At 66.5% G+C, this 26,951-nt stretch carries 23 protein-coding genes and 1 tRNA gene; 13 read left to right on the top strand and 11 right to left on the bottom strand.

All coding sequences use genetic code 11. The features are described from left to right. Window positions 1-82 precede the first annotated feature (82 nt). Entirely contained in the window at window positions 83-976 is an 894-nt protein-coding gene (locus WFH44_RS14635; protein WP_336714651.1) for a hypothetical protein, read from the bottom strand. Between the two features lie 263 nt (window positions 977-1,239). Here WFH44_RS14635 and WFH44_RS14630 point away from each other — a divergent pair, with 263 nt between their 5' ends. The 3 genes from WFH44_RS14630 (at window position 1,240) to WFH44_RS14620 (ending at window position 5,329) form a co-directional block, all read left to right on the top strand. Further along, complete coding sequence (locus WFH44_RS14630; protein ID WP_336714650.1) at window positions 1,240-1,782, top strand: peptidylprolyl isomerase; 543 nt, start codon at window positions 1,240-1,242, stop codon at window positions 1,780-1,782. A gap of 67 nt (window positions 1,783-1,849) precedes the next feature. After that, the gene (locus tag WFH44_RS14625; protein ID WP_336714649.1) at window positions 1,850-2,707 is read left to right on the top strand and encodes a rhomboid family intramembrane serine protease; all 858 of its coding nucleotides are present in this window, start codon (window positions 1,850-1,852) and stop codon (window positions 2,705-2,707) included. A 1,440-nt stretch (window positions 2,708-4,147) separates the two neighbouring features. Then, window positions 4,148-5,329, top strand: coding sequence for an NAD(P)-dependent malic enzyme (locus tag WFH44_RS14620; RefSeq protein WP_336714648.1), 1,182 nt, complete (start codon window positions 4,148-4,150; stop codon window positions 5,327-5,329). Window positions 5,330-5,384: 55 nt separating this feature from the next. On the opposite strand, the gene WFH44_RS14615 is transcribed toward WFH44_RS14620, so the two are convergent. Next, a complete protein-coding gene (locus WFH44_RS14615; protein WP_336714647.1) occupies window positions 5,385-6,380 on the bottom strand; it encodes a magnesium and cobalt transport protein CorA in 996 nt (331 codons plus the stop codon). 13 nt (window positions 6,381-6,393) lie between these two features. Continuing rightward, on the bottom strand, window positions 6,394-6,645 hold the full coding sequence (locus tag WFH44_RS14610) for a cell division protein CrgA (protein WP_264794816.1): 252 nt from the start codon (window positions 6,643-6,645) through the stop codon (window positions 6,394-6,396). 216 nt (window positions 6,646-6,861) lie between these two features. Here WFH44_RS14610 and WFH44_RS14605 point away from each other — a divergent pair, with 216 nt between their 5' ends. Genes WFH44_RS14605 through WFH44_RS14595 form a run of 3 tightly spaced genes read left to right on the top strand, consistent with a single transcriptional unit; the run spans window position 6,862 to window position 8,498 of the window. Beyond that, the gene (locus tag WFH44_RS14605; RefSeq protein WP_336714646.1) at window positions 6,862-7,683 is read left to right on the top strand and encodes a class E sortase; all 822 of its coding nucleotides are present in this window, start codon (window positions 6,862-6,864) and stop codon (window positions 7,681-7,683) included. Window positions 7,684-7,686: 3 nt separating this feature from the next. After that, window positions 7,687-7,851 (top strand): hypothetical protein, encoded by a 165-nt coding sequence (locus tag WFH44_RS14600; protein WP_336714645.1) that lies wholly within the window; start codon window positions 7,687-7,689, stop codon window positions 7,849-7,851. Window positions 7,852-7,853: 2 nt separating this feature from the next. Beyond that, on the top strand, window positions 7,854-8,498 hold the full coding sequence (locus WFH44_RS14595) for an aminodeoxychorismate/anthranilate synthase component II (protein ID WP_336714644.1): 645 nt from the start codon (window positions 7,854-7,856) through the stop codon (window positions 8,496-8,498). Between the two features lie 107 nt (window positions 8,499-8,605). On the opposite strand, the gene pknB is transcribed toward WFH44_RS14595, so the two are convergent. The 7 genes from pknB to WFH44_RS14560 are packed head-to-tail and all read right to left on the bottom strand — an operon-like array spanning window position 8,606 to window position 18,055. After that, window positions 8,606-10,570, bottom strand: coding sequence for a Stk1 family PASTA domain-containing Ser/Thr kinase (gene pknB, locus WFH44_RS14590; RefSeq protein ID WP_442892917.1), 1,965 nt, complete (start codon window positions 10,568-10,570; stop codon window positions 8,606-8,608). A 27-nt stretch (window positions 10,571-10,597) separates the two neighbouring features. Continuing rightward, window positions 10,598-12,415, bottom strand: a complete 1,818-nt coding sequence (locus WFH44_RS14585; protein ID WP_336714642.1) for a protein kinase domain-containing protein — start codon at window positions 12,413-12,415, stop codon at window positions 10,598-10,600. Next, window positions 12,412-13,863, bottom strand: a complete 1,452-nt coding sequence (locus tag WFH44_RS14580; RefSeq protein WP_336714641.1) for a peptidoglycan D,D-transpeptidase FtsI family protein — start codon at window positions 13,861-13,863, stop codon at window positions 12,412-12,414. Before WFH44_RS14580 ends, WFH44_RS14585 begins: the two co-directional genes overlap by 4 nt. Next, window positions 13,860-15,302, bottom strand: a complete 1,443-nt coding sequence (locus WFH44_RS14575) for an FtsW/RodA/SpoVE family cell cycle protein (RefSeq protein ID WP_336714640.1) — start codon at window positions 15,300-15,302, stop codon at window positions 13,860-13,862. Before WFH44_RS14575 ends, WFH44_RS14580 begins: the two co-directional genes overlap by 4 nt. Further along, window positions 15,295-16,830 (bottom strand): PP2C family protein-serine/threonine phosphatase, encoded by a 1,536-nt coding sequence (locus tag WFH44_RS14570; protein ID WP_336714639.1) that lies wholly within the window; start codon window positions 16,828-16,830, stop codon window positions 15,295-15,297. Before WFH44_RS14570 ends, WFH44_RS14575 begins: the two co-directional genes overlap by 8 nt. Window positions 16,831-16,832: 2 nt before the next feature. Beyond that, window positions 16,833-17,318, bottom strand: coding sequence for an FHA domain-containing protein FhaB/FipA (locus WFH44_RS14565; protein WP_264794825.1), 486 nt, complete (start codon window positions 17,316-17,318; stop codon window positions 16,833-16,835). Then, the gene (locus tag WFH44_RS14560) at window positions 17,318-18,055 is read right to left on the bottom strand and encodes an FhaA domain-containing protein (protein WP_264794826.1); all 738 of its coding nucleotides are present in this window, start codon (window positions 18,053-18,055) and stop codon (window positions 17,318-17,320) included. Before WFH44_RS14560 ends, WFH44_RS14565 begins: the two co-directional genes overlap by 1 nt. A gap of 441 nt (window positions 18,056-18,496) precedes the next feature. Between WFH44_RS14560 and WFH44_RS14555 the strand changes: the two genes are divergently transcribed. The 6 genes from WFH44_RS14555 (at window position 18,497) to WFH44_RS14530 (ending at window position 23,870) form a co-directional block, all read left to right on the top strand. Further along, window positions 18,497-18,582: transfer RNA gene (locus WFH44_RS14555), tRNA-Leu, on the top strand. A 149-nt stretch (window positions 18,583-18,731) separates the two neighbouring features. Continuing rightward, window positions 18,732-19,475 (top strand): GntR family transcriptional regulator, encoded by a 744-nt coding sequence (locus tag WFH44_RS14550; protein ID WP_336714638.1) that lies wholly within the window; start codon window positions 18,732-18,734, stop codon window positions 19,473-19,475. A gap of 282 nt (window positions 19,476-19,757) precedes the next feature. Further along, entirely contained in the window at window positions 19,758-20,744 is a 987-nt protein-coding gene (locus WFH44_RS14545) for a phosphotriesterase (protein WP_336714637.1), read from the top strand. Window positions 20,745-20,793: 49 nt separating this feature from the next. After that, window positions 20,794-21,747, top strand: a complete 954-nt coding sequence (locus tag WFH44_RS14540) for a phosphotriesterase family protein (protein ID WP_442892916.1) — start codon at window positions 20,794-20,796, stop codon at window positions 21,745-21,747. Between the two features lie 67 nt (window positions 21,748-21,814). Next, on the top strand, window positions 21,815-22,942 hold the full coding sequence (locus WFH44_RS14535) for an FAD-dependent oxidoreductase (protein ID WP_336714635.1): 1,128 nt from the start codon (window positions 21,815-21,817) through the stop codon (window positions 22,940-22,942). Between the two features lie 4 nt (window positions 22,943-22,946). Further along, a complete protein-coding gene (locus tag WFH44_RS14530; RefSeq protein ID WP_336714634.1) occupies window positions 22,947-23,870 on the top strand; it encodes an alpha/beta hydrolase in 924 nt (307 codons plus the stop codon). A 120-nt stretch (window positions 23,871-23,990) separates the two neighbouring features. On the opposite strand, the gene WFH44_RS14525 is transcribed toward WFH44_RS14530, so the two are convergent. Continuing rightward, window positions 23,991-24,932 (bottom strand): MBL fold metallo-hydrolase, encoded by a 942-nt coding sequence (locus WFH44_RS14525; protein WP_336714633.1) that lies wholly within the window; start codon window positions 24,930-24,932, stop codon window positions 23,991-23,993. 224 nt (window positions 24,933-25,156) lie between these two features. On the opposite strand from WFH44_RS14525, the gene WFH44_RS14520 reads away from it, so the two are divergent. Continuing rightward, the gene (locus WFH44_RS14520) at window positions 25,157-26,896 is read left to right on the top strand and encodes a CocE/NonD family hydrolase (RefSeq protein WP_336714632.1); all 1,740 of its coding nucleotides are present in this window, start codon (window positions 25,157-25,159) and stop codon (window positions 26,894-26,896) included. Window positions 26,897-26,951 lie beyond the last annotated feature (55 nt).

Below are 26,951 nucleotides of genomic sequence, written 5' to 3'. Positions count from 1 at the left end.
CCGAATCTACCAATCCGGCTATCGGGGACAAAGAGGGGCCCCTGCTTCACTGAAGCAGGGGCCCCGATTCGAACGGCAGGTCCTACAGCGAGGAGTCCTTGCCCTCCTCCTTGCCCTTGGCAGCCTCATCGGCCGAGGCACGCGCCACGCGGGCTGCGCCTTCCGCCGCGCTGCTGGTCTTGGCTGCATCGGCAGCAGCACTGCTGGCGTCACCGGAGGACGCAGCGGCTTCGTGTGCAGCCTCAGCGGACTTCTTGGCGGCGCCTTCCTGAGCATCCGCGGCATGGCGGGCGGTGCCGGCCGCCGTGGACGTGCTGGTTTCAGACGGTGCCGTGAAGCCGACGGTCTTCGCGGTTTCACCAACCGGCGGAGCCGAGGTGCCCGAGGTGCCCGACGTGCTGGGAACAGCTGCGGGAGTCGGGGTCACAGGCGTCTTCCACGGATCTTCGACCGGTCGGGCAGCGCGCCACGCGGCGATGCCCGCGGCAACCGCAGCAGCAATGACGCCCACGATCAGCCAAGCCTTGCCCTTGCCCGACTTCTGCTGTTTCCGCAGGTCCTTGGCGGCCTGTTTCGCAGCCGCGGCGGCCGCCTTCCGGCCCTTGCGGACGGCTTTCTTGGAACCCGTGAGCTTGACGACGGCGCTTTCGACCTTGCCGGCACCATAGCCCTTGTCCAGGCTGCGGGAAACGTTGCCCGCAGCCGTCCCGAGTGCGGTTGACAGGGTCGGAATGTAGCCGCCGACCACCTTGTCCTTGGCGTGGGTCAGCGCGGGCGCGGCCTTGTCCAGCGTGACCTGGAGGCGCGGAGCCGCGTCGTCGACGATCTGGGAGATCTTGGGAGCGATCTTCTCCAGTTCTTCCTGGATCTTCGGAGTCACGGTGGCGACGCCGAGCGACAGCTCATGCGCGGCCTTCTGGATTCCTTCCTGGATCCGGGGAGACGCCGTCTCGATGCCCTTTTCAATGCGGGGCACGGCCCAATTGCGGGCTGCTTCCACTCGGGGGGTGGCCCATTCTTTCGCGCTTCCCACCCCGGCGACCACGGTGCCTTCAAGGTCACGGGTAATTCGTTCGTTTCTCTTCACTACTACCTCCCGGAGATGGCAACGGTTCCTTCTTAGCCTACGTTGTGCCCCGCGGAGGTGCTATGCACCGCACGGAATATTCAGGAGTTTCACTGAGCGCGGAACCGCCGGAGAGGGGAGGATTCCCGCGTCTTGCGTGGAAGAATGAGCCTATGACTGCTATTCCCACAGCCAAAGCCACTATCCACACGAACCACGGCGACATCGTGGTCAACCTGTTCGGCAACCACGCGCCCAAGACCGTGAAGAACTTCGTCGGACTGGCCACGGGCGAGATCACCTGGAAGCACCCGGCAACGGGTGAGGAATCCAACGCCCCCCTGTACGACGGCGTGATTTTCCACCGCATCATCAAGGACTTCATGCTGCAGGGCGGCGATCCGCTCGGCCAGGGCGTCGGCGGTCCCGGCTACCAGTTCGACGACGAGATCAACCCCGACCTGGACTTCACCGAACCGTACAAGCTGGCCATGGCGAATGCGGGCATCCAGGGCGGCCGCGGTACCAACGGCTCCCAGTTCTTCATCACGACCGTGCCGACGACCTGGCTGCAGGGCAAGCACACCATCTTCGGCGACGTGACGGACGAAGCCTCCCGCGCCGTCGTCGACAAGATCAACAACGTTGCCACGGACATGCGCGACAAGCCGCTCGAAGACGTGGTTATCAACAGCATCAGCGTCGAGCAGCTCTAGCCGCCTCTTTGTCCCCGCCCCGTCTCCCATGACCGGGCGGGGACAACTTTTTGCAGGAGACCTTCCCATGTCCTATGGAATGCAGCCGCAGCCACCGACGTCGGCGGTGCCCGTGTGTCCCCGCCACCCGGACCGGGTTTCGTACGTGCGCTGCCAGCGGTGCGGCCAGCCGGCCTGTCCGGAGTGCCAGCGCAGCGCCGCCGTCGGAGTCCAGTGCGTCGACTGCGTGCGGGAAGCCTCCCGCAGCATTCCGGTGGCGCGCACCGTGTACGGCGGAGCCGTCGCTCCGGGCAGGCCGCTCGTGACGATCGTGCTGATTGCCATGTGCGCCGGGGCCTACCTCCTGCAGTGGGCGGTGCCCGGCTTCACGGAGCGGTTCTGGTACGCCCCGCTCTACACCCTGCCTAACCCCGTCTACGCCGCCGAGCCGTGGCGCATGCTTACGAGCGCATTCCTGCATTCCCAGGGATTCTTCCTGCACATCGCCTTCAACATGTATGCCCTGTGGATACTCGGCAGCCATCTCGAACCGCTGCTGGGCCGCGTCCGGTTCCTGGCCCTCTACCTGCTTTCCGCCATCGGCGGATCTGTCGCCGTCCTGTTGTTCTCCTCGCCGAATGTTCCGGTCCTAGGGGCCTCGGGAGCGGTGTTCGGCCTTTTCGGGGCGCTGTTCATCGTCCAGCGGCAGCGCGGCGGAGAGGTTAAATCGCTGCTGATCCTGATCGGCATCAACGTGGTACTGGGCTTCGTGGTCTCCGGCATAGCCTGGCAGGCCCATCTGGGTGGTTTAGTAACCGGGGCGGTGGCGGCGCTCGTGCTGGCGTACGCGCCGCGAGGCAAGAACCGGGCGCTCATTCAGAGCGGGGGCCTCGTGCTTCTGTTCCTCATCCTGGCGGGCGTCACCGCCTTCACTGCGATCGGTTAGGTCGGGGCCCCGTGGCCGGTCTGCGCTACGCCTTCGGGCGTGTGCAGACCGGCCGTTCTTTTTAACCGGATGCCGGCGCATTGTTCCACCTTTGGCAGCGTTCGAAGGTGGCGTTTGTACCCTGCTTCCACGGTTATCCACATGGCTTGTCCACAGCGGGGATAACTTACACACATGTGATTCCACACGTGTGGAAACCGCGATTGCAGCGATTAAGACCTGTGGGCGATCCTCATCAGCCTGAGTTATGCACGCCTGTGGAAAACTCTGTGCACAAGTGTGAACAAGCTGGGAGGCGAGACTGCAGGAGGGGCAGCACGGTTCCGAACAGGCCGGAGACCGGTGTTCGCGGCCGAACCGTTGGAATCGCGGGCCGGAACCTTTCCGGAATGGTCCACGACGTTTACAGGCCCGGAAGAGGCGGCTGCGGGCCTGTGGAGGGGACCGGAGACCCCGCCAAGCGCGGACGCGCGGCTAGCGGCGTAGGCGGGCTTCCCCGGGCCATCGGCGGGTCCGCTGCGCTTCGCCAGACCGTGCATGACCTTCGACGGGCCGCTGCCGGATCGGACGGGCTGCGATACTCCAGGGCGGACGATACTCCACGGAGCCCTGCGGGAAGGGCGGCGTTTGGCTTGCCTGGACGAAGCGCGGCCATCCGGAAGGTGCGGCTTGGGGAAAGCGGGAGCGGCTGCTTCTGCGAGGCGCCTCTCGGCCCACTTCCCCTGGCCTTATCCACCGGCGGCACGGGGAGGCAATGCCGCCGTTTTACGCTGTGACGAAGCGGTGGATTCCGGGGTTTCCGACATGGATTTCCCCAGCCGGCTTCACATCTGGTGAGGGTTTTCCACACGAGTTATGCACAGCGTGGAAAACTTACACTTCTGTAGTTTCCCCATAGGAGCCGGTCCATGGGGCCTCACGAGGCGATCCCGGGGCCGGCATCGTCCGGAGTTATGCACCACTGTGGATAACTCTGTGCACATCTGTGCAAAGAACATGTTTCGGGAATCGATGAGCCCGCGGCGCGCTGAATGCTTTCAACGGGTGGCCTGGAATCTTTGGTTCAAACAGGCTCCGAGGGAGGGGACCTAGGGCGCGGAGCGGCAGGACCGGAGCAGGAAAACCGGGCGCAGAGGACGTGCATTCTGGTAAACATTGGCATAACAATCGGAAATGTGACGGGGCGGGCTGCGCCGATCCAGTAACGTAGAACAACCAGTGTCCGGCTCGACCAGCCGGATCCTCCAGACGGTCGCCGGTGGAACCGGGCGGCGGTCGAGCAAGTAACGCTGTGCGTACCGCATCTGTGGACAGCCGCCAGCCGCGGCGCCCTGCAAGGTAGAGGAACAGCCCTCCTGTATTTCGAGCCGTATGCACGCGCCGCGTTGCCCGACCATGATGACTCTTCCGGATAGCCGGAGCAGAGGAAAAGGAATTCAAGTGACTGCCGAAGCCATCAGCACCTCTCCGATCGAACTGACCAGCGAAGAAATCTTCGCCGCGCACGAAGGCGGAAAACTCGCCGTCGGACTCACGGCCCCGCTGGAGTCGAAGCGCGACCTGTCCATCGCCTACACGCCGGGGGTCGCCCAGGTCAGCCGGGCGATCCACAGCGAGCCCGAGCTCGCCCGCCAGTACACCTGGGCTTCGCGGCTCGTCGCCGTCGTCAGTGACGGCAGCGCCGTCCTCGGCCTCGGCAATATCGGCGCCAGCGCCTCCCTGCCCGTCATGGAGGGCAAGTCCGCGCTGTTCAAGCAGTTCGCCGGCCTGGACTCCATCCCCCTGGTCATCGAGTCCAACGACGTGGATGAGATCGTTGAGACGGTTGTCCGGATGCGCTCGAGCTTCGGTGCGGTCAACCTGGAAGACATCTCCGCGCCGCGCTGCTTCGAGATCGAAGCCCGCCTGATCGAGGCGCTGGACATGCCGGTCATGCACGACGACCAGCACGGCACGGCCGTGGTTGTCCTCGCTGCCCTCATGAACTCGGCCACGTTCGTGGGCCGCGAGCTCCCGTCGCTGAAGGTCGCCATTTCGGGCGCCGGGGCTGCCGGCATTGCGGTCGCCGAGATCCTGCTGGCCGCGGGGATCGCCGACGTGACGGTCCTGGACTCCCGCGGCGTTATCCACACCGGGCGCGAGGACCTGACGCCGATCAAGGCGGAGTACGCCGCCCGCACCAACCCGCGCGGTACGACCGGGGGCATTGTCGAGGCGCTCGACGGCGCCGATGTCTTCGTCGGTGTTTCCGCCGGCACCATTCCGGAGGAGGCTCTGGCGGGGATGTCCGACGACGCGATCGTCTTCGCGCTGTCCAACCCCGATCCGGAGGTCCACCCGGAGATCGCGGCGAAGTACGCCAAGGTCGTCGCCACGGGGCGCAGCGACTTCCCGAACCAGATCAACAACGTGCTGGCATTCCCGGGCATCTTCCGGGGCGCCCTCGATTCCGGCGCCCGACGCATCACGTCCGGGATGAAGGTGGCCGCGGCCAACGCCATCGCGGGCATCGCCGCGGAGGAGCTGAGCGCCGACTACGTCATTCCGAGCCCGCTTGATCCCCGGGTGGCCCCCGCCGTCACCGCGGCCGTGAGCGCGGCGGCCGAGGACGTGAAGGCCTAAGCCAAAGATCCGGACCGGTGCCCGCCCCTCTTCGCAGAGCGGCGGGCACCGGCCGTTAAAGCCATTTGTTGCGTTTGAACGCGACGTACAGCCCCAGGCTCATGGCGAGCATCAGCAGCAGCGCCAGCGGGTACCCCCAGAGCCAGTGGAGCTCAGGCATAAAGCGGAAGTTCATGCCGTAGACGGTCCCGACCAGGGTGGGCACGAAGAGGATGGCCGCCCAGGCCGAGATCCGCTTGACCTGCTCGTTCTGCCGCACAGAGGTCGCGGTCATACGCTCGGCAGCCAGTGTGGCGCTGAGGCTCAGCGCGTTCTGCAGCAGGGACCGGAAAGCCTGGGCCTGCCGCTTCTGGCGTAAGGCCAGGTCCTGGACGTGCCGCAGGCGGTGCCGCACCACGGGGTTGGACTCCGGCCCGTCCAGCTGGTCATGTATCGCGGCCACGGTTTCCTCCAGCGGACCGGTGGCGTGCAGGAAGGCCAGCACCTCGCGGTGCAGTTCGTAGGTGCGCCGGGAGACATCGGTCTGGCCGAGGAACAGCTGCTCTTCGATCTGGTCGATGTCCTGCTGCAGCCCGGCGAGCACCGGCTCGTAATCCGTCGTCACACGGTCGAGGATGCCGGTGAAGGCCGCCAGCGGTCCCTGCCGCAGCAGGTGCGGATTCTCCTCCAGCGTCTGGAACACCTGGTCGATGTTGGGGAAGTCGTCGTGCTGGACGGTGATGATGAAGTCCGGTCCCAAAAACACGTGGAGTTCGCTGAACCTGATCCGGTTCCCGTCTTCCACATAGCGGGCCGGCCGCAGGACCGCCAGCAGCGTGGATTCGTAATGTCCCAGTCGGGCCCGGGGATGGCCCAGCCGGGCGGCGTCGACAAAGAGCGCGGGAAGGCCGAATTCCTTTGCCACGGCCTCCAGCTCGGCGGGATCGGGCCTGTGCAGGCCGATCCAGCTGATGCCGGAAAGCCGGCGGCGCGCCTGGAACGCCTCGTCGAGGCTGCCGGGGCTGAGCACCCGGACGCCGTCGACGAAGATCTTGTTCCCGGTCAGCGCCACGGCCGCCGCCGTCTTAGGAACGCCAGCGGGTGGTCATCAGGAAGCCCACGATCGCGATGCCGAACCCGATGAGGATGTTCCAGGATCCCGCCGCGGCGATCGGCCACTGGGCCTCGGTGATGTAGAACACGATGATCCAGAGCAGGCCGATCACCATGAGGCCGAACATCACCGGCTTGAACCAGACGGGGTTCGGCTTGTACTGCGGTGCCGCCGCCGCCTCGGGCCTGCGCTCGGTCCGCTTACGGGGCTTCGACTCTGGCACTGATCCTCCTTGCGGTCCGGCACCCAGCCGGGCGGGCCGCCGTCGTTGTGGGAAAAACGGGCAGTGGCGGCTGGCCGTACAAGGTATTCTGCATAGTGAGACTTTGGAAAACCAGCACCTTCTTGCGGTTTCAGTCTAGCTAATACTGCCGGCGGCCGGCGCCAGCCCACGGGCGTATGCCTGCGGCCGCGGCGGCCGGGTGATGCGTGGAGGACCATGACGGACGTGAAGGATGCAGCTGCGCCGACACACCGGGCTGCCCACGGCAAAGCCAAGGCAAACGAGCGACGGCGGCGGAGTCCATTCCAAGTCATCGTCCAGGTGTTCGGCGAGCTGCTGATTACTGCCGGGCTGGTGCTACTGCTGTTCGTGGCCTGGGAACTGTGGTGGACCAACATCGAGTCGAACCAGAAGCAGGACGAGGCTCTCAGCAGCCTGTTCGAGGAGTTCCAGCAGGCGCCCGCGGCACCGGCGCCGCAAAACAGCGACGCCGGGGACTCGCCTGAGCCTGCCGACCCGCCTGTGCTGGACGAACCGGCGGAGGGCGAGACTTTCGGCGTCATCTACATTCCGCGGTTCGGTGAGAACCACGCCCGGCCGCTGACCGGCGGGGTCGGCCTCGACGTGCTCGACACGCTGGGCCTGGGGCACTACCCCGGGACGCAGATGCCCGGAGAGGTGGGAAACTTCGCCGTCGCGGGCCACCGGCAGACCCACGGGCAGGTGCTGGACCTCATCCACACTCTGGTACCGGGCGACAAGATCTACATCCAGACCAAGGACGGCTTCTACACCTACGTGTTCCGCAACAACCAGATTGTGATGCCGGACCAGGTGGACGTGATCGCGCCGGTGCCGACGCTACCCGACGCCAAGCCGACCGAGCGGTTCCTGACCATGACCAGCTGCAACCCGCGGTTCGGCGCCGAGGAGCGGATCATCGCCTACGCCGTCATGGACAGCTGGCAGCCGGCCTCGGAAGGGCCGCCGAAGGAAATAGCGGAGCGCGTTGCCGAGTTCTATGGAAAGGGAGGCTGACCCGTGTACGCCTGGATCTTCCGGCACCTGCCCGGACCGCTATGGGTGCGGATCATCCTGGCGGTGCTGCTGGTGGCCGCCGCCGTGGTGCTGCTGATGGAGTACGCCTTCCCCTGGCTCTCGCAATTCAATCCCCTGACCGACTCGACGATTGGCGTCACTGAATAACCATGACCACGACCCCGCGCATTCTGGTTGTCGACAACTACGACAGCTTCGTCTACACCCTGGTGGGCTACCTGCAGCAGCTCGGAGCCGAGACCACCGTTGTCCGCAATGACGACGTGACCCTCGAGGAAGCCGCCGAACTGGCCACGTCCCGCGACGGCGTCCTCATCTCCCCCGGCCCGGGCAATCCCGCCGAAGCCGGCGTCTGCATCGAGCTGATCAAGTGGTGCGGCGGCCGGGGCAAGCCGATGCTCGGCGTCTGCCTGGGCCACCAGGCGCTGGCCGAGGCGTACGGCGGCACCGTCACGCACGCCCCCGAGCTGATGCACGGCAAGACCTCGCAGGTGCTGCACCGAGGACAGAACGTCTTTGCCGGCGTTCCAAGCCCGTTCACCGCTACGCGCTACCACTCGTTGGCCGCCGTGCGGGATACCATTCCCGCAGAGCTGGAGATCACCGCGGAGACCGAGGGCGGCGTGGTCATGGGCCTGGCACACCGTTCGGCGCCGCTGTGGGGCGTGCAGTTCCACCCGGAGTCCGTGCTGACCGAGTCCGGCTACCTGATGCTGGGCAACTGGCTGGAGTCCCTCGGCATGGAGGGCGCCGCGGCCAAGGCCGCCGAGCTAAGCCCGCTCATCACGAAGTAGCTCCTGAAGCGGCCCTGCGGCCGGGCAGCGGTTTGCCGGCGCGGCTACCCGGGTAAGGGCGGGGCCCGGTACGGCCACGGGCCGGGTGCGGGGCCGCAGCGGAACGGCTAGTCTCCGCCGTCGCCTTCGTCGTTATCGCCCGAGTTGTCCTTGGTCTCCTTGGACTTGGGGCTTTCCTTGGTTTCCTTGGGCGTCTGTGTCGCTTTCGACGTTTCCTTCTCCGGCTCGATCGCGACGCTGATCGTGATCTCGGTGCCCTGGTCTACGTCGCCGCCCGCGGGATGGCTCTGCGCGACAACGGTGCCGGCAGGCACCACTTCGTTCTCGACCCGGACTACGTGGTACGGCAGCGCCACGGCGGGATCGTCCTTGAGGAGGCTGATGGCCTCGTCCTCCGTCGTGCCCACGAGTTCGGGCACGGTGACCATGCCGGTGGAGATCACCAGGTCCACGGTGGAGCCGGTCTTGACCCGCTCTCCGGCCCTGGGATCCGTGCCCACGACGTTACCTCGCGGCACGGTGGCGCTGTTGGCCGAAATGTTCTCCCCCGGTGTGACGCCGATCTGGCGCAGCATGTCGCGGACCTCGCCCTCGGTACGCCCGCTGAGGTTGTCCGGAATTTCCGCGAACTCTTTGCCCTGCGAGACCAAAACGCGCACCTCGCTGTCCGGCAGCGCCATGGCGCCGGCAGCGGGATCCGAGTCGATCACCTCGCCGGTGGCGACGTCCTCGCTGAACTGCTCCTCCACGATAGGTCGGAGTCCGGCCCGGGTGATGGCATTGGCCGCGTCCGTCTCTTCCATACCCGCGATCGACGGCACGGGGACGGGATCCGGCTCGGCGTTCTGCAGGAAGCTGACCAGGAAGAACGCGCCGGCGGCGAGCAGCAGCAGCATCGCAATGAGCAGCGTGGTGATCCAGGCACGCCTCCGGGAACGACGGCGGGAGGCTTCTTCCACGTCATCCTCCGGCTGCATCCCGAGGGACAGGGCGGCCGTGTGCTGCTCACCCGCGTCCGTGCCGGCGAAGCCCTCGTCGTCGTAATCTTCCTCCGGCGAGACCGCGGCCTCCGGCGTGTAGGGTGCCACCCGGCCGCCCGCCTGGGGAACGGGAACGGGATAGGGGGCCGCGCTGAAGGCGGCGGTGGGTGCAGGCTGCGCCGGCATCGCTTCGGTCCGCGCGTCTGCGGTACTGACGACGGCGATGCCCTCCTTCGCGCCTTCGAGGGCCGCGCTGAATGACGCGGCGTCCTGGAACCGGTCCGCCTTGTCCTTCTGCAGACCGCGGGCCAGGACCGAATCCAGGGCTGCGCTGACTTTCGGGTTGTACCGGCTCGGCGGGTCCGGCTGCTCCCGGACATGCTGGTAGGCGACGGAGACGGGGCTCTCCCCGACGAACGGCGGCCGGCCGGCGAGCATCTCGTAGAGCAGGCAGGAGGCGGAATACAGGTCGCTCCGGGCGTCCACGGTCTCTCCGCGGGCCTGCTCGGGCGACAGATACTGCGCCGTGCCGAGGACGGCCTGGGTCTGCGTCATGGTCGCGGCCGAATCCGCCAGCGCCCGGGCGATGCCGAAGTCCATGACCTTGACGTTCCCGTCAGGTGTCACCATGACGTTGGCGGGCTTGATGTCGCGGTGGACGATCCCGGAGCGGTGGCTGTACTGCAGGGCGGAGAGGACGCCGAGGGCGTAGCCGATGGCCTGGTCGGTGGTCAGTTCGCCGGACTTGATCAGGTCCCGGAGGGTGCGGCCGCTGACGTACTCCATGACGATGAAGGGGACCTTGACGTCGAGCGACGAGCCTCCGGGCAGTTCCTGCTCGCCCGTGTCGTAGACGGCGACAATCGCCGGGTGGTTCAGCCCGGCGACGGCCTGGGCCTCCCGGCGGAAGCGCGACTGGAAGACCGGGTCGCGGGCCAGGTCGGCGCGGAGTTCCTTGATCGCCACGGTACGTCCAAGGCGGATGTCACGGCCGAGGTGCACATCGGCCATGCCACCGCGGCCAATGAGTTCACCTACTTCGTAACGTCCGTTGAGGATCTGTGGCGATTCCACCGAATACTTACCTTCCATGTTCCGTTCAGCGCAATCCTGCGGCTACTAGCCTTCCGGCGTGGGTTGGGTTGTCGATTCCGTGGGCGTCTCCGACGGAGTGGGTTCTTCGGACGGGCCGCTCGATACGACGTAGCTGACCGTGGCGCCCTCGGAGACGTCGGAGCCTTCGGCCGGGTCTACGCTCAGGACGGTTCCGGCCGGCTGGTCGCTGGCCTCCTCGCCGGCCTTCTGCGGAACCAGCCCGAGGCCGATCAGGGCCTCGCGGACCTGCTGCTCATCCTGTCCGGTCAGGCCGCCGGGAACCTGGATGGTCCCCGGACCCTGCGAATAGGTGACGGTGATGGTGGCGCCGGGCTGCACGGCGCCGGCGGGATCGATGTCCAGCACCGTGCCCTCGGCCGCGGAGTTCTCCACCGGCTGTCCGCGCACGGCGAAGCCCATCCCGGACAGCTCGCTCCGTACTTGGTCGAACGGGCGGCCCTGGTAGGCCGCCGCGACCAGCTGGATGGTTTCCGGCGTCTGGGGCTGGGTGGGCGTCTGCGTTTCCTGCGTCGGCTCGGCGCTCGTGGTGGTCGGTGAGGCCGAGCGGGAGGCCGTGGTGGTCCTTGTCGCGGGGGCGGACTCGGTCGATTCGCCGTCGGCGGTCAGCATGGGCACCAGCCAGGCCCCGAGCAGCGCGAAGAGCACCAGCAGGATGAGTGCCACGAACGGCCACGTCCAGGGGCTTCGGCGCTTGGGCTTGGGGGCCGCCGGCGGGGCCTGTTCGCCGTCGTCGTCGAGGTCCGACTCGCGCCAGGCGCGTTCCGCGCCCAATGGGCGTTCCGCGGCGCCGGCCGCTCCCGCAGCCCCCGCCGCGCCTGCAGCACCTGCGGCAGCGCCGGCCGCGGCCGCCGCGCCGACGGCGGGGAACTGCGACGTGCCGGAGTCGACGACGCGGGTGGGCGAGGTGCCGGCGGTGGGCACCGGGGCGGTCATCGCGCTGGTGGATGCGTCGGGACCGTCGAAGAGCAGCATGCCGGGTACTGCGGCCTCGGCGGCGCGGATGTTGCCCGCGCGGATGGCGTCGGCGGCCTCGGCCAGCTTCTCGGCGTTGGCGGGGCGGTCCGCCGGATCCTTGGCCAGCATGGACATGAGCAGGGCGCGAACCGGCCGCGGGAGGCTTTCGGGCAGCGGCGGCGGTGTGTCGTTGACCTGCGCCAGCGCGATGGCGATCTGCGACTCGCCGGAGAACGGGCGCGCCCCGGCAAGGCATTCGTAGCCGATGACGCCGAGCGAGTAGATATCGCTCTGGCCGGTGGCGGTCTGGCCGGTGGCCTGTTCCGGTGCCAGGTACTGCGCGGTGCCCATGACCTGGCCCGTGGCGGTCAGCGGCACCTGGTCTGCGAGGCGGGCGATGCCGAAGTCAGTGACCTTCACCCGGCGGTCCGGGGTGATCAGCAGGTTTCCGGGTTTGACGTCCCGGTGCACAAGGCCCTGCGCGTGCGCGACGGCGAGGGCACGGGCGGTCTGCGAAATGATGGAGAGCGTCCGGTCCGGCGAGAGCACCTTTTCGCGCTCGATAATCGTTGACAGCGGCGGACCCGGCACCAGTTCCATGACCAGGTAGGCCGAGCCCTCCTCCTCGCCGTAGTCGAAGACGTTGGCGATGCCCACATGGTTGAGCAGCGCAGTGTGCCGGGCCTCGGCGCGGAAGCGGTTCAGGAATCCCGGATCCCCCGTGTATTCCTCCTTGAGGATCTTGATGGCGACAAGGCGTCCCAGGACCTGGTCCTGTGCCTTCCAGACCTCACCCATACCGCCGATAGCGATACGTTCAGTGAGCTGGTATCTGCCGCCTAACGTGATACCTGATGTAGGCCTCACTTATTCAACACCGCCTCCAGGAGTTGCCGAGCGCTTGGACTTGTCAGTTGGGACCCGGTGGCCAGATCGACGTCTTCGATGACGACGCTCACCACGGCCTGCGGGTCATCCGCCGGCGCGAACCCGGTGAACCAGGAGTTGTTGCCTTCGCTGCCGGCCAGCAGCTCGGCCGTTCCGGTCTTGCCTGCGACCTTCACGCCCGGGATGGCGGCGCGGTTCGCAATGCCGCGGTCGACGGCGTTGACCATCCACTGCTGGATCAGCTGGGCATTCTCGGCTGACAGGGAGCGCTGCAGCTCCTCGGGCTTCGGGCTGTCGAGGACGCGCAGATCCGGCGCCCTGACGGTACGGACGAGGTTGGGCTTCATGAGCACGCCGTCGTTGGCGATCGCACTGGTCATCATGGCGACCTGCAACGGCGTCACACGGACGTCGTACTGGCCGATGGCGGCCTGGGCCAGCAGGTCGTCGCTCATGCCTGTCGGGAACTGGCTGGCGGTGACGTTGGTCGGAATATTGAAGGACTCGCCAAAGCCGAACTTCGCGGCCTGGTCGGCGATCGCATCCTCGCCCAGGTCCATGGCGATCTGCGCGAACGGTGTGTTGCAGGACTGCTCCAAGGCGAACGAGAAGTCCGCGGTGGTCTGCGCACTGCATCCGCCGTTGACGAAGTTGGGCAGGCTGGTGTTGGTGCCCGGCAGCGGCAGTTCGGCGGGATTGTCCAGCTTGCTGTTCTCGTCATACTTGCCGGATTCGAGCGCCGCGGCGGTATCGACCAGCTTGAAGACCGATCCCGGGGCCAGCAGGCTCTCGGTTGCGGGGTTGGTAAACGGGGACAGCCCGGGGACTTCCTCGAGCTTTGCCATGTTGGCGGCGACGTCGTCCGTATTGTGGCCAGCCAGTTGGTTCGGATCGAAGCTGGGCTTCGACACCATCGCCAGGATGTTGCCGGTCTTCGGCTCCATCACGACGATCGAGCCCTTCACTCCGTCGGGGAGGAGGTCGTAGGCGAGCTTCTGCAGCTCGGGGTCGATGGTGAGCTCGACCGAGGCACCGGCCACCTGCGAGCCCGAGAAGAGCTGCAGGATGCGGTCGTAGAAGAAATCGTTGCTGCTGCCGGACAGTTCTTCGTTCATCGCCGATTCCATCTGGGTGGCGCCGTAGACGAGCGAGTAGAAGCCTGTGAGGGGACCGTAGAGTTCCGGTTCGTTGTAGCGGCGCTGGAACTCAAACTCATCGTCGGACGACGGAACCGATTCGGCGATCGGATTGCCGGCGACCAGGATGGCCCCGCGGTTCTTGTCGAAATCCTTGTACAGGGTCCGGCTGTTCCAGTCGTTGGCGTTCAGATTGTCCGCCTCGAAGAACTGGACGACGGTGAGCGAACCGAACAGCAGGGCGAACATCGCTATGGCAATGATCCACGTGTTGCGGATGGCCTGGTTCATGGTTGCTTCACCTCCCTGGTGTTGTTAGTTCGGTTTCCATCAGTGCGCCCCCGGCCTGTCCAGCTGCGGCCGCGCACCCCGGAGACGGGACGCGGGGCATGGCTGGTGCCGGAGGATGCGGGGACGGCCGGCCTGCGGGCCGCGTCGGAGATCAAGAGCAGAAGCCCGATGATCAGCCAGTTGGCGAGCAGCGAGGAACCGCCGGCCGCCAGGAACGGAGTGGTGAGCCCGGTCAGCGGGATCAGGCGCGTCACGCCGCCGATCACCACGAAGCACTGCAGCGCCAGCGTGAAGGACAGGCCGGTCGCCAGCAGCTTGCCGAACGAATCCCGGGTCCCCAGGGCCGCACGGACCCCGCGCGTCACCAGGAGGACGTAGAGGAGCACAATCGCCGACAGGCCGACGAGCCCCAGCTCCTCCCCGAGCGCGGCAATGATCATATCGCTGTTCGCGAAGGTGACGATGTCCGGCCGCCCCTGGCCAAGGCCTGTGCCGGTAAGCCCGCCGCTGGCCAGCCCGAAGAGGCCTTGGACGATCTGGTGGCTGCCGCCGATCCGGTTGTAGACCTCTGGATCGAAGGCATTGAGCCAGCCGTCGATGCGGGCCGTGACATGCGGGAAGAGCTTGAACGCCACGAAACCGCCGAAGATGATCATCACCAGGCCGATGAGGATCCAGCTGATGCGGCTGGTGGCCACGTAAATCATGACCATGAAGAGGCCGAAGAACAGGATCGAAGAGCCAAGGTCGCGCTGGAAGATCAGCACGCCAATGCTGACCAGCCAGGCCACGACCATAGGGCCGAGGTCGCGCCAGCGCGGCAACTGCAACGGCCCCACCTTCTTGCCCGCCAGCAGGATCAGATCCCTGTTGGTGGATAGATACCCGGCGAAGAATATAGCCAAAGTGATCTTTGCGATCTCACCCGGCTGGAAGGTCGCGAACCCCAGATTGACCCAGATCCGGGCGCCGTTAAGCTCCACGCCGACGCCGGGAAGCAGCGGCAGCATCAGCAGGACGGCGCTGATAATCAGCGAGATGTAGGTAAACCGGCGCAGCACGCGGTGGTCCCGGAGCAGCCAGATCAGGGCGATCATGGCGGCGATCGCGAGCCCCGTCCACATCAGCTGGCGGGCCGCGGCGGCATCTCCGGTGGCGATGTCCAGGCGATGGATCATGGCCAGTCCGATGCCGTTGAGGGCGATCACGATTGGAAGTATTACTGGATCGGCATACTTTGCCCGGAGCCGCAAAACGACATGCACGGCCAGCGCCACCGCGGCCAGCGTGATGCTCTGGGCGAAGAAGTCCTTATCGAAGGCGCGGTTCTGGTCGAGGCCCACCAGCATGTTCGCACCCACGCCGACAACGAGGGCAAGCAGCAGGAGCAGGAGCTCCGTGTTGCGGCGGGACTTAGGGGCGGTCTGCAGTTCACTCATTGGTTCCACCTATGCACTCGGGCGGAATGGAAGGGCTCGGCGTCGGGGTCGCCTTGGCGGACGCCGAAGCGTTCGGCGAGGCGGAGGCGGCCGGGACGGGTTCGGGGCAATTGCGCCTGCTGGTAATGCGCAGTTCCTCAACGATGGTTTCGGCATGCTCCAGGTCGCGGGCCGCGATGCCGGAATCGAGGCGCTGCTGCTGGTAGAGCGGCAGGCTCTGCAAGGGAATGTTGTAGGCAGCGTCCAGGCGCGAAAGATGGATCGGCCCGAGGTCTTGGGAGACCCCGTTGAAGATCGCGACGCGGCCATCGAACTGGCTGACGTAGTACTGGGTCTGGGTCCAGAGGTAGCCGAACCACAGGACGGCCACCACCAGCAGGGACATAACGGCCACGAAGGTGGGGACAATCCAGCCGCGGCGCGCCGGGGTGGCCTCGTCGGCATCGTCGCCCTCCGCCGGCTGGCTCGGAGCAGCCTTGTGGGTCAGCAGGGCGGCGGCCCGGCGCTCCGTGGAGTGCTTGGTGACGATCGGGATCTGGCCGGTGTGGGTCGCCAGCGCGGCCGCACCCACCAGCACGTGCGGTTTGGTGGCCAGTTCGAGGCGGATCAGGTCCGCGCGCACCGCCTCGGCGGGGCCTTCGGTGGAGCCGTCGGCATCGTCAGCGGCCGCGTCCGGGGTGCCGTCGCCGTCGTTATTGCCCTCGGGAACCTTTGCTGCAGGCGGAGGGGTGGCCGCACCGCCGTGGACCGACTCCGCCGGATTCGCGGCGGCGGCCAGGGCCTCCGCCTGGGCAAGTTCTTCCTTGGTCGCTTCCGCTACCTCGACCATCACGACGGTGACGTTGTCCGGCGCGCCCCCGTCGAGGGTCAGCTGCACCAGGCGGTCGACTGCATCCTGCAGGGAGTCCGAGTAGCGCATCGCGTCTTCGATGACATGGTCCGGTACGACCGTGTCCAAACCGTCGGAGGAGAGGAGCCACCGTTCGCCGGCCTCGGCCGGATGGGACGCCAGGTCCAGTTCGGGACTGGCGTCGACGTCGCCGAGGACGCGCATGAGGACGTTGCGGTGGGGGTGCACGTCCGCTTCCTCAGGCCGGAGCCGGCCTTCGTCGATCAGCCGCTGGACGAACGTGTGGTCCACACTGACCTGTTCGAACACGTTGTTTTTGAGCCGGTAGGCACGGGAGTCGCCGATGTGGGCGAACTCGAGCTTGTCATCATGCAGCAGGAGGGCGGTGACGGTGGTGCCCATGCCGGCGAGCTTGGGGCTGGTGCGCACAAGTTCGGAAAGGATCGAGTTGGCGGTCTGGATCTCGTCCGCCAGGACGTTGGCGGGGTCCTCGTGGTCCGTGCGGTCAAGATGGATCAGGTCGAGGACCGTGGAGGCCGAGGCGACGTCGCCGCCGGCGTGGCCGCCCATGCCGTCGGCGACCACGGCGAGATGATGGCCGGCGTAGGCCGAATCATCATTCTTGGAGCGGGACTTGCCGACATCCGACCGCGCCGCATAGCGCAGAATCAGTGCCATGGCTACGGCCTCAATTCAATGACCGTCTTGCCGATCCGGATAGGTACACCGGGTTCCACAGGCAGTGCACGAGTGAGCTGTGTATCCCCCAGGAAGGTTCCATTGGTGGAACCAAGATCTTCGATGAACCAGCGGCTGCCTTGCGGGAACAACCGCGCGTGCCGGCCCGAGGCATAGTCGTCCTCGAGGACCAGCGTGGCTTCTTGTGCGCGGCCCAACAAGATGGGGCTGGCAGCCAGCGGCAGTTCGCTGCCGGCCAGCGGCCCCTCGATCACGGACAAACGATGGGCCTGGACTTTCGGCGGGCTCGGCTGCTGGGCGGCGAGCTCGGGATTCTTGCGCACCTCACGCGCGCTGGGCTGCCCGGTCTTGACCTTCTGGCCGATCATCAGGTCGCGGCGAAGCGCTGAAACGATGCTGATAATCAGGATCCACAGCAGGATCAGGAATCCAAAACGCAGGGCGGTGACGGCAAGGTCGCTGAGCATCAGTGTCCGCCGCTCCCCGCCGGCAGCAGCCGGAAAGTGATCCGGGTGCGGCCCATGGTGATAACTGTCCCGTCGGAGAGTTCCTCGGGCTGTCCTATGCGCTGGCCGTTGACGAAGCTGCCGTTCGTGGAGCCGAGGTCAACGGCCACGGCCGAGCCGCCTGAGGTGCGGATTTCCAGGTGGCGGCGCGAGACGCCGGTGTCGTCAATCAGGATGTCTGCCTCCGAGGACCGTCCCAGCACAACCGAAGGGGCGTTGAGGGAATAGCGCTGGCCGTTGATTTCCAGTACCGGCTGGAGCCGGGTCGGCTGGCGGGCTGGTGCCGGCGGACCCGCCGGACGTTGCTGTTGCTGCGGAGCCGAGCCGGACTTCTCCACGGACGAGTCGATCTCGAAGTCCCCGGACTTGAGGCTTTCATCTTCATTGAACGAGACGCGGACCGGCCCTTGCAGCGTGTACTTCTGGCTGTTGACGTGATTGATCACCACGTCGCAGAGCTCTTCTGCCAAGGTGGCGCCCCACTGCTGCGCAATCGAATAGTCGGATCCGCTGAGCCTGATGTCGAACACGTTGGGAGCGAGGGTGCGTCCTTGGGCCAGCGTGATCGAGTGGTTGTCCAGTTCCCGGCGCAGCCGGCTGGCGATTTCCACCGGCTGGACCTGGTTCTTGCCACCCACGGAGAAGGCACCGCGGACCATCTTTTCGATGCCACGTTCCACGTTGTCCAGTAAGCCCACTAGAGTTGCCTCCTCTCCGTCGTCGATCCGGCGCGGCATGGGCCGCGGGGCACGCCGCTGAAACGTGCTCCAAATCCGATACTACTTGCGACTCCTCCAAATGGCCTTAACCGGCAACGAGCCGCGGTCCGGAAAAAGTGCCCTGCTGTGCGCAAGGTCACATGGTGGTTCAGGGGCCGGACGGGAGGCGGGGCATGGTGGGCGGGCCGGCCTGCGCCACCGTGGGCCCGGCAGGCGGGTGACGGTGCTCGGGCCGCAGCACAGTCCTTCGACCTGCGGGTTTAGGCGCGCAGGCACCCGTGGACTGCCCAGGGCCAGCCTACGGCGACTGGTCCCGGCAGAGGGCTGATTCCCGACCCGCCGGCCCGATTTGGGAATTCCGGCCGGTTTCGCCTAGTATTGATCTCGCTGTTCTTACGGAAACTCTTCGGTAAGAATTCTGCGCGAGTGGCGGAACGGCAGACGCGCTGGCTTCAGGTGCCAGTGTCCGAAAGGGCGTGGGGGTTCAAATCCCCCCTCGCGCACCAAGGGAAGATCTATTGGTCCCGAAGTGCGATGAAAAAACCGGCCATCCCGATGGGATGGCCGGTTTTTTGTTGTCCTGGGCGCGCCCGGTTCCATGGTTAACTGCCTGCAGAGCAGATCCCGGTGGACCGACATGGAGGACGGAAGACTCATGGCATATGGCGAGCTCGACCCCTCGTCGGGCGTACCTCTGTATCGCCAGATCAAAGAGATTCTGCGCAGGGAAGTTGCCGACGGGACTGCGGATCCCCGAAAACCGATGACCGAGGTACAGCTCCTCAATCGTTTCGCGGTCAGCCGTGCGCCTATCCGGCAGGCGTTACAGGAACTCGCCAGCGAAGGGTACGTCTACCGGAAACAGGGTAAGGGGACGTTCCCGGTTACAGGCATCCGAGTTCGGCGGCCCGCCGATGTGCAGCCCGGTGCCTTGTATGAATACCTCTCTGAGAGCGGGCTGCATCCGGCATCGAGGGTTTCCGGCATTGAACGGGTGGAAGCGCCCGCCGTAATCGGAGACCGCCTGGGGCTCGAGGAGGGGGAGATGCTGCTGCATTTCACCCGCTTGATCTCGGTTGAGGACGAACCGCTGCTCGAGGCCAGCGTCTATATGCGCGCACCCGAAGACTTCACCCCCACGGCCGAGGAACTGGAAGACGAAGGCTCGGCCTTCAAGCTGCTGGAGCGGCGGTTCGGCATTACCCTCGACCGCGCCGAGCACGAAGCTTGGGCGACGGCGGCTTCGGCCGACCGCGCGGCGACTTTCGGCGTGGGCGAGGGGAGCCCGTTGCTGGTCATCGAGACTATTTTCTTCACGACCGGAGGCCGGCCTGCCGGGTGGCGTTCTGCGGTTCACCGGGCCGAGGATTTCAAATACCGGTTCACCACCAGCCCCTGAGCTCCGGCCCCTGTGCCGACCCTTCGCAAGCCGATTCGCGACCCGATAAGCGCCACCGGGCTACCCTTGACTTTCGCACGACACCGTGTAAACCTAGTGGACAGGTAATCGGGGTCACATAGGGCAGTGGGCCGCGGCTCATCGGGAAGCTCCGTGGAGTTTCACCTTGCTCGATTACCACTGCCTGCACCGAGTTCGGCGAGGAATCAATCCAGAGGTCGCGGTGCATGATCCTTCCAGCGCGTGGCGCCGTGTACGCCACGCAGACGAAAGGTTGTGCCAATGACGGATACAACAAATTCCACTCCCACCGTCAATACGGTCCTAGGCCCCGTTTCCGCCGATGAGCTTGGTGTAGTCGCGGTCCACGAGGCTCTGCTCTCGGTGGTCCCCGGCGCGGAGCATGCCTACGACATCACCATGGATCGCGCGGAAATCTTCGAGATCCTGGCCGGCAAGCTGCGCGACTTCCGCAGCCATGGCGGCGGGACCATCGTGGACAGCACCGGCATGTTCCACGGCCGCGATGTGAACCTGTACGAAGCACTCTCGCGCTCGACCGGAGTGCACATTGTCGCTTCCACGGGTATGGGTCCGGAGGAGATGCTCGGCGGCTACTTCCTGACGCCGCAGACCAACCCGCCGACGCCGTGGCCCGCCGAAAAGTTCGCCGACCTCTTCACCAAGGAGGTCACCGAGGGCATGGTGGTTCCGCGCGTCGAGCGCCGCGGCGCTGCCGGCCTCGTGGCCAGTACCGCGACCGCGGAGGGCATGACCGCCACGGACGAGAGCCTCTTCCGCGGGGCGGCCCGGACCGCGTTGAACACGGGTGTCCCGGTTTCCATCCGCTACGGCAAGGACGCGCTCGGAGACCTCGGCGTGGTCCTGGACGAGCAGTTGCCCGCCCACCGGATCGTCGTCGGCGGACTGGACCGCAGGGACGCCGCCGCCGCCGGCGCGCCGCTCGAGGTCGCGCAGCGGGGCGCCTTCGTGGCGCTGGACCATGTGGGACTGGACGACGACGACGCATACCTCACCGACCGTGAGCGCGCCTTACTGGTGCTCGACCTGGTCAAGGCCGGTCATGTAAACCGCATCCTGCTCTCGAGCAACGCGATCGGCGTTGCCAAGGGCCAGCCGGACTACGACCTGCCGTTCAGCTATGTCGTCTCGAAGTTTGTCCCGTTCGCGCAGTCGCAGGGGCTCTCCGACGAGGGTGCGCGGCGGATCCTCGTGGACAACCCCCGCGACCTGCTGACCCTGCGCTGAGACCAGCCACGCCCACACATCCTTTTCAAACTTTTTTGAGGTGAATCTCTTGTCGAGAATCAACACAGTGCTGGGGCCGATCTCAGCGGAGGAACTCGGCCTCGTTGCCATCCATGAGCACATTGGCTACGGCATGCCGGGCTCCGAACTGGATACCAAATGGTGGAAGACACCGGAGGAACGGTACGAGGAGACCGTGCCGAAGCTGCGGAAGTTCCATGAGAACGGCGGCGGCACGTTCGTCGACGCCACCGGCATCTGCAACGGCCGCGACATCGACTACTACAAGTCGCTCTCCCGCAAGACCGGCGTGCACATCGTGGCCTGCACCGGCTTCGTCGGCGGAGACACGGCCCTGCCGCACTTCGCCCGGGCATCCGTCGACTACCTGGCACGCCACTTCATCCACGAGATCACCGTCGGCATCGGCGATACCGGCAGCAAGGCGGGCGTCATCAAGGTCGGCGTGAGCCGCGGCGGGCGCATGACGGAACTGGACAAGCGCATCTACCGCGCCGCTGCCCGCGCCGCTGTCGCCACCGGGGTGCCGATCCTGACCCACCTGGCCATCGATGCACGGCCGGCCATCGACATTTTCAATGAAGAAGGACTCCCGCTGGACCGGGTGCTCTTCGGGCACGTGGACGACGGCGTGAACGCCGAGAGCACCCCGGACACCTGGATCATCGAGCGGGGCGGCCGGCTGGGCTTCGACACCTTCGGCTACGAGACCGAACTACCGGACCCGCCGTTCTGGGCCCGCCCCCGGAAGGACCGCATGGACCACTTCCTCCGCTTCGTCCAGGGCGGCCATGCCGACAAGGTGCTCGCCTCGGCCGACGCGAACTGCAGCCCGCTGGGCTGGCCCGGCGTCAAGGGCCACACCGTGAACTACATCTTCGAAGTGCTCATCCCGGACCTGCGAGCCAACGGCGTGGACGAGGCGACGATCAACAAGATCTTTGTCGAGAACGCCGCCGATTTCCTGTCGATCCGCAACTGACCGCCGACGAGCCACCACACACCGACGTTTTCCGGGCACGGCCCGGGGCAAGAAAAGAGAATGAACAATGAAGGCTTTTGAAATCGAGAACCTGAAGATCGCGATCGTCGGCGCAGGCTACGGCGGCGCCGCAGCTGCCAAGGCCCTGAGCCTCCTGGGTGCGGACGTCACGGTGTACGAGCAGGCACCCGCGCTGGGCGAGGTCGGGGCGGGCATCGGCCTGCGTCCGGCGACCATGGCCCGGTTCCGCCAGTGGGGGATTTTCGACGCCATCGCGAAGGTGAGCTCGCCGAGCGACTTCTTCGAGATCCTTACCGCCACCGGTGAGCCGATCATGAAGGACACCTGGCCGGAGGCGGGCGCGGAGAAGCAGACCTACCTGATCCACCGCGGGGACTTCATCGCGGCGTTGACCGGTGTGCTCCCCGAGGGCATGGTGCAGCTCGACCACAAGCTGGAGAAGATCGAGGACAAGGGCGACCGCTCCGTCCTGACCTTCGCCAACGGCAAGACTGTCGAGGCGGATCTTGTGGTTGGTGCCGACGGCATCAGGTCCACCGTGCGCAAGCAGCTGTTCAGCGGGAAGGAACCCGTGTTCTCGGGCGAGCATGCCTACCGCGCGGTCATCTCCATGGACGACGCGCAGGGCATGGTCGGCGATGACAACCTCCGGATGTACATCGGCAGGGGCACGAAGGTCTACCTGCTGCCGCTGCGCCACCGTAACCAGCTGTCCTTCGATATCACCGCGCTGAACCCGGACAGCGCCTGGGCTCCCGCCATCTCTTCGGAGGACATGGTCGCAACCGTCGGCGGCTTCGACGATCGGATTGTGGAGATCACCCGCGGCCTTGACCTGAAGGCAGTTACCATCCGCTCGGTCTGGGACATCGACCCGGTCGACAACTGGCACACGGACTCCGTCGTCATCGTGGGCGATGCGGCCCACTCGATGCTGCACCACCAGGGCCAGGGCGCGAACTCGGCCATCGAGGATGCAGGCGCCCTCGCCGACGCCCTTGCCCAGGCCGGCTCCGTCAAGGAGGCACTGGCCCTCTTCCAGGCAACCCGCAAACCGGTGACTGACGAACTGCAGCGCATCTCGCGCCAGGGCTGGAGCGAAGACGAGGTCAACGACGTCTTCCCCGGCCAGAAGCCCGCGTCCCAGAGCCCCGCTGCCCGCCAGGAGGCATAACCCAGTGCCGATCCATCCCGAAATTGCCAAGATCCTCAGCACGCTCCCGGCGCCTGACGGCTCCCCGCTGGACCCGGAAGCGATGCGCGCCGGCGAGGCGGCGCAGATCCCGCCGCTGGAGGACCGGATTCCGCTGCACGCCGTGGAGGACGCCGCGGCTGCGACACGCTCCGGCGACGTGCCGGTGCGGATCTACACGCCCCCCGGGGCGGATGCCTATGGGGTCCTGGTGTACTTCCACGGCGGCGCCTTCTTCCTCGGCAGCCTGGACACCCACGACCACGTCGCACGGTCGCTGGCCAAGGAAACCGGCTATAAGGTCGTTTCCGTCGGCTACCGGCTGGCGCCGGAGAACGCCTTCCCGGCCGGCCTGGATGATTGCTACGAAGTGGTCCGCTGGGCCGCGGAGCAGGGCGAAAGCCTGGGTTGGGACGGGCAGAACCTCGCCATCGCGGGCGACAGCTCGGGCGGCACCTTCGTGGCCGCCGTCGCTGCCAAGGCACACGACGAGGGGTTCGACCGGATCACGCACCAGATCCTGTTCTACCCGTCGCTGGACCTGGATTTCGACGTAGACCGCTACGCGTCGCTGCGCGAGAATGCCGAAGGCTTCGGACTGGAGACAGCGGGCCTGAAGCCGTTCAACGCCTTTTACATTGATAGCGGCGCGGATCCGGCGGACCCGCGCGTCTCTCCGATCAAGCGCGAGGACCTCTCGGGCCTGCCCAAGGCCCTGGTCATCACGGCGGAGTTCGACCCCCTGCGCGACGAGGGAGAATTCTACGGGCAGCGCCTGAAGGACGCCGGCGTGGACGTGAAGGTCAGCCGCTATGCGGGGGCCAACCACGGCTTCGTCCAGAACTTCTCCTGGATTCCGGAGTTCTACCGGGCTTTCGAAGAGACTGCCGGTTTCCTGAACCGGGACTAACCGACCGGGGCCCCTCCCCAACCCCCACAACGGCGGCGCGCACCTACCCAAGGTGGGCGCCGTCGTCGTCGTTGTCGGCTAAGGCCTCCGCCGGGCGCGGCGGAGGCCTGCCGCGTGAGGTCAGCTGCCCTCGCCGAACCGCTGGCGGTAGCCGTGCAGGGTGGTGAAGAACGGGGAAGGCTCCAGCGAGGGGTCGCCGGTGTAGCCGAGCTCCTCGGCCACACGGGCGAATGGGGAGTGGGGTGAATCCGTGTCCTGCAGGCCGTCCTTCAGGCAGCGGCGGGCGGCGTCGGCGATGCGGGCCTCAAGGTCGATGCTCTGCTGCAAGGCCCGGTAGGCGCCGTCCCGGTCCAGGCCGATCTCATAGGGCTCTCCGTCCGGGCCGCGGTAAGGGTGGCCCAGGAACAGGCGGTTCGGACGGATTTCGTCACGCAGGTACTCCAGGCTCGAGCGGTAGGCGGCCGGGTCCTCGTAACCCGGGAAGCCGTTGGCGGCGCCGTGGGCCTGGACCGCGTCCCCCACGAAGACGTCGTCCTGCCCGTCGATGACGTAGGCCACGGATCCGGCGGTGTGGCCCGGGATGTGGCGCACGGACACGGAGACGCCCCCGCCGAGGGAAAGGGTCTCGCCGCCCTTCACCAGCAGGGTTGGTTCCATCTCGCCCGAGATGGCCTGCTGGGCCATGCCGGCCTGCTTGGCCTCGGCCTCCGGGTCCTGCAGGTACTGCTGCCGCACGGAGAGGTACTGGTCGACGTGGGCGCGGCGGGAGCGCAGCAGGGGCGCGTCGGCCTGATGGATCACGACCTGCGCGCGCCGGCCCGTGAGCTCCCACAGGGCGTGGGCGCCGCCGAGGTGGTCGATGTGGCCGTGGGTCAGCAGGATCCAGCGCACGTCCTCTATGCTGCGGCCGAGCTTTTGGAGGGCGGGGGCCATGCCCTCGGCGGGAGACGAGCTGACTCCGGTGTCCACGATGGCCGGTTCCGGTGCGTCGATGAAGAAGCTGTACAGGCCGAAGCGGCCCCAGGGGGATACCAGCGGATGGACTTGCACTTCTTGCGTCAACGTTCTCTCCTCGGCTCCGGGACCCATTTTCCGGGTCGGATGGTCGGCGGCCATGTCGGGGGAGGGACGGTGCTCCCGCTCCGAGCCTTTCAGCGCAGCGCGCGGATCGCAACGGTGCCAGGGCCTTGATCCACCAACTTTATTATAATAATATGCTTGAGTCACGCCGAGGCCGCAACATGCGCTGGCGGGACACTCGACGTTTGCTTAGGAGCTGCACACTCATGACTGATTTCACGACGTGGAATGCGGGCGGGGAGAAGATCGCCATCCGCAAGGACCTGCGGATCCCAATGCGGGACGGCGTTGAACTGGCCGCGGACACCTACCAGGGCCTCGAGGACAAGCCGCGTCCGGCACTGGTCGCGCTGAGCCCCTACGGCAAGGAACTGCAGGCGCTGGCACTCACTACTCCGCCGCAGCGCCGTCCGAGCCCGATGTGGGACGGCTGCATCGAAGCCGGGGACATCGCCCGCATCGTCAAGGAGGACTATGTCCACGTCATCGGCGACCTGCGCGGCTCCGGCGCGTCCGGCGGCGAGCACATCGGCAACTACAACGCCGGCGGTGTTTCCCTGGGCCAGGACGCCTACGACTTCATTGAGTGGGTCGCGGCGCAGCCGTGGTGCGACGGCAATGTCGGCATGGTCGGCATCTCCTACTTCGGTTCCATGCAGGTGCTGGCCGCCGCCGAGCGCCCCCCGCACCTGAAGGCAATCTTCGTTTCCGGCGGACACTACGACTTCTACGAGACGACCTACCACGGCGGCGTCATGTGGTTCATGCCGCGTGCCGCCCGGGAGGGCCGTGGCGGCGACTCCGGCTGGGCCTTCACCGACAACGTCAAGTCCCGCATGATCGAGAAGTACTCTCCCGAGGAGCTGAAGAAGCTCGTCGCGAAGCGCCTCCGGGACCCGGACGTGGCCGCGTGGCCGAACCTGGTGCACGTCCTGAACTACCCCAAGAACCACGAGGCATGGTTCGACATCGTCATGAACGAGCTGGACGGGGACTGGTATGAGGAACGCAACCCCATCACGCTGGCCCCGAACATCGACATCCCGGTCTGGCTGCAGCTCGACCAGGGCCGCGGCTGGACGCTGGACGGCACCATCGAGCTGTACAACGCGCTGAAGGGCCCCAAGAAGCTGACCGTGGGGCCCTACCCGCCGATGCAGTCGCGCCCGTTCATCGAGGAACACGACAAGATGTTCCGCTGGTACGACTACTGGCTCAAGGGCATCGATAACGGTGTCCTGGACGAACCGGCCGTGAGCGTCTTCGTCGAGGGCTCCCGGGAGATCATCAACGCGGACCAGTGGCCGCCGAAGGACGTCGAATACACGTCCCTCTACCTGCGCCCGCGCCACAAGCTCTCGACCGAACCGGAGCCAATGGGTTCCGAGTATGCCGCCCCGGACGGCTTCTACCAGGCGCCGCTCACGGTGACGGACAAGGTGGAGATCATCAGCTGGAGCACCGCGCCGTTCGAAGAGGATACGGAAATGATCGGCACCGGTGCCGCCCACATCTTCGCCGAGCTCGACCAGCCGGACACCAACTTCATCCTGCGTCTGTGGGACTACGCCCCCAACGGCAAGCGCCAGCTCATCACCAGCGGCTACCTGAAGGCCTCGCACCGCGAGCTTGACGACCGCACGACCGAGGGCAATCCGTACCACCCGCACACCCGTGCGGTGCCGGTGGAGCCCGGGCAGATCGAGGAGTACGTGCTTCGCCTCTACCCGTTCGCCAACACGTTCAGGCCGGGCCACAAGCTGACGGTGGAGCTGTCGAACGCCGAGCCGCTGGCCGACGAGCACAACGCACTGCTGCCGCCGGACGCCTTCCACCTCCCCGTGGGCCGGCCCGTCACCCATAAGATCTACCGCGACGCGGCCCACCAGTCCCGGCTGGTCCTGCCGTTCACCACGCGCAGGGCCGCCGAGGGTCAGGACGGCTAGCCGGACGGGCGGGCGGCGGGAGACCAGGCCGGTTAACCGGCCGGCTCCCCGACGC

The organism is Arthrobacter sp. USHLN218 (assembly GCF_037144715.1).
Classification (GTDB): Bacteria; Actinomycetota; Actinomycetes; order Actinomycetales; family Micrococcaceae; genus Crystallibacter.
Note: the sequence above shows the minus strand (reverse complement) of the source record. Positions and strands in the feature narration are given on the sequence as shown.

Coding starts and splice junctions, on each gene's coding strand:
- WFH44_RS14625 (WP_336714649.1), top strand. CDS start 1,850: ATGTCCTATGGAATGCAGCCGCAGCCACCGACGTCGGCGGTGCCCGTG.
- pknB (WP_442892917.1), bottom strand. CDS start 10,570: ATGGAAGGTAAGTATTCGGTGGAATCGCCACAGATCCTCAACGGACGT.
- WFH44_RS14565 (WP_264794825.1), bottom strand. CDS start 17,318: ATGCTCAGCGACCTTGCCGTCACCGCCCTGCGTTTTGGATTCCTGATC.
- WFH44_RS14630 (WP_336714650.1), top strand. CDS start 1,240: ATGACTGCTATTCCCACAGCCAAAGCCACTATCCACACGAACCACGGC.
- WFH44_RS14550 (WP_336714638.1), top strand. CDS start 18,732: ATGGCATATGGCGAGCTCGACCCCTCGTCGGGCGTACCTCTGTATCGC.
- WFH44_RS14575 (WP_336714640.1), bottom strand. CDS start 15,302: ATGAGTGAACTGCAGACCGCCCCTAAGTCCCGCCGCAACACGGAGCTC.
- WFH44_RS14580 (WP_336714641.1), bottom strand. CDS start 13,863: ATGAACCAGGCCATCCGCAACACGTGGATCATTGCCATAGCGATGTTC.
- WFH44_RS14605 (WP_336714646.1), top strand. CDS start 6,862: ATGACGGACGTGAAGGATGCAGCTGCGCCGACACACCGGGCTGCCCAC.
- WFH44_RS14545 (WP_336714637.1), top strand. CDS start 19,758: ATGACGGATACAACAAATTCCACTCCCACCGTCAATACGGTCCTAGGC.
- WFH44_RS14570 (WP_336714639.1), bottom strand. CDS start 16,830: ATGGCACTGATTCTGCGCTATGCGGCGCGGTCGGATGTCGGCAAGTCC.
- WFH44_RS14595 (WP_336714644.1), top strand. CDS start 7,854: ATGACCACGACCCCGCGCATTCTGGTTGTCGACAACTACGACAGCTTC.
- WFH44_RS14520 (WP_336714632.1), top strand. CDS start 25,157: ATGACTGATTTCACGACGTGGAATGCGGGCGGGGAGAAGATCGCCATC.
- WFH44_RS14535 (WP_336714635.1), top strand. CDS start 21,815: ATGAAGGCTTTTGAAATCGAGAACCTGAAGATCGCGATCGTCGGCGCA.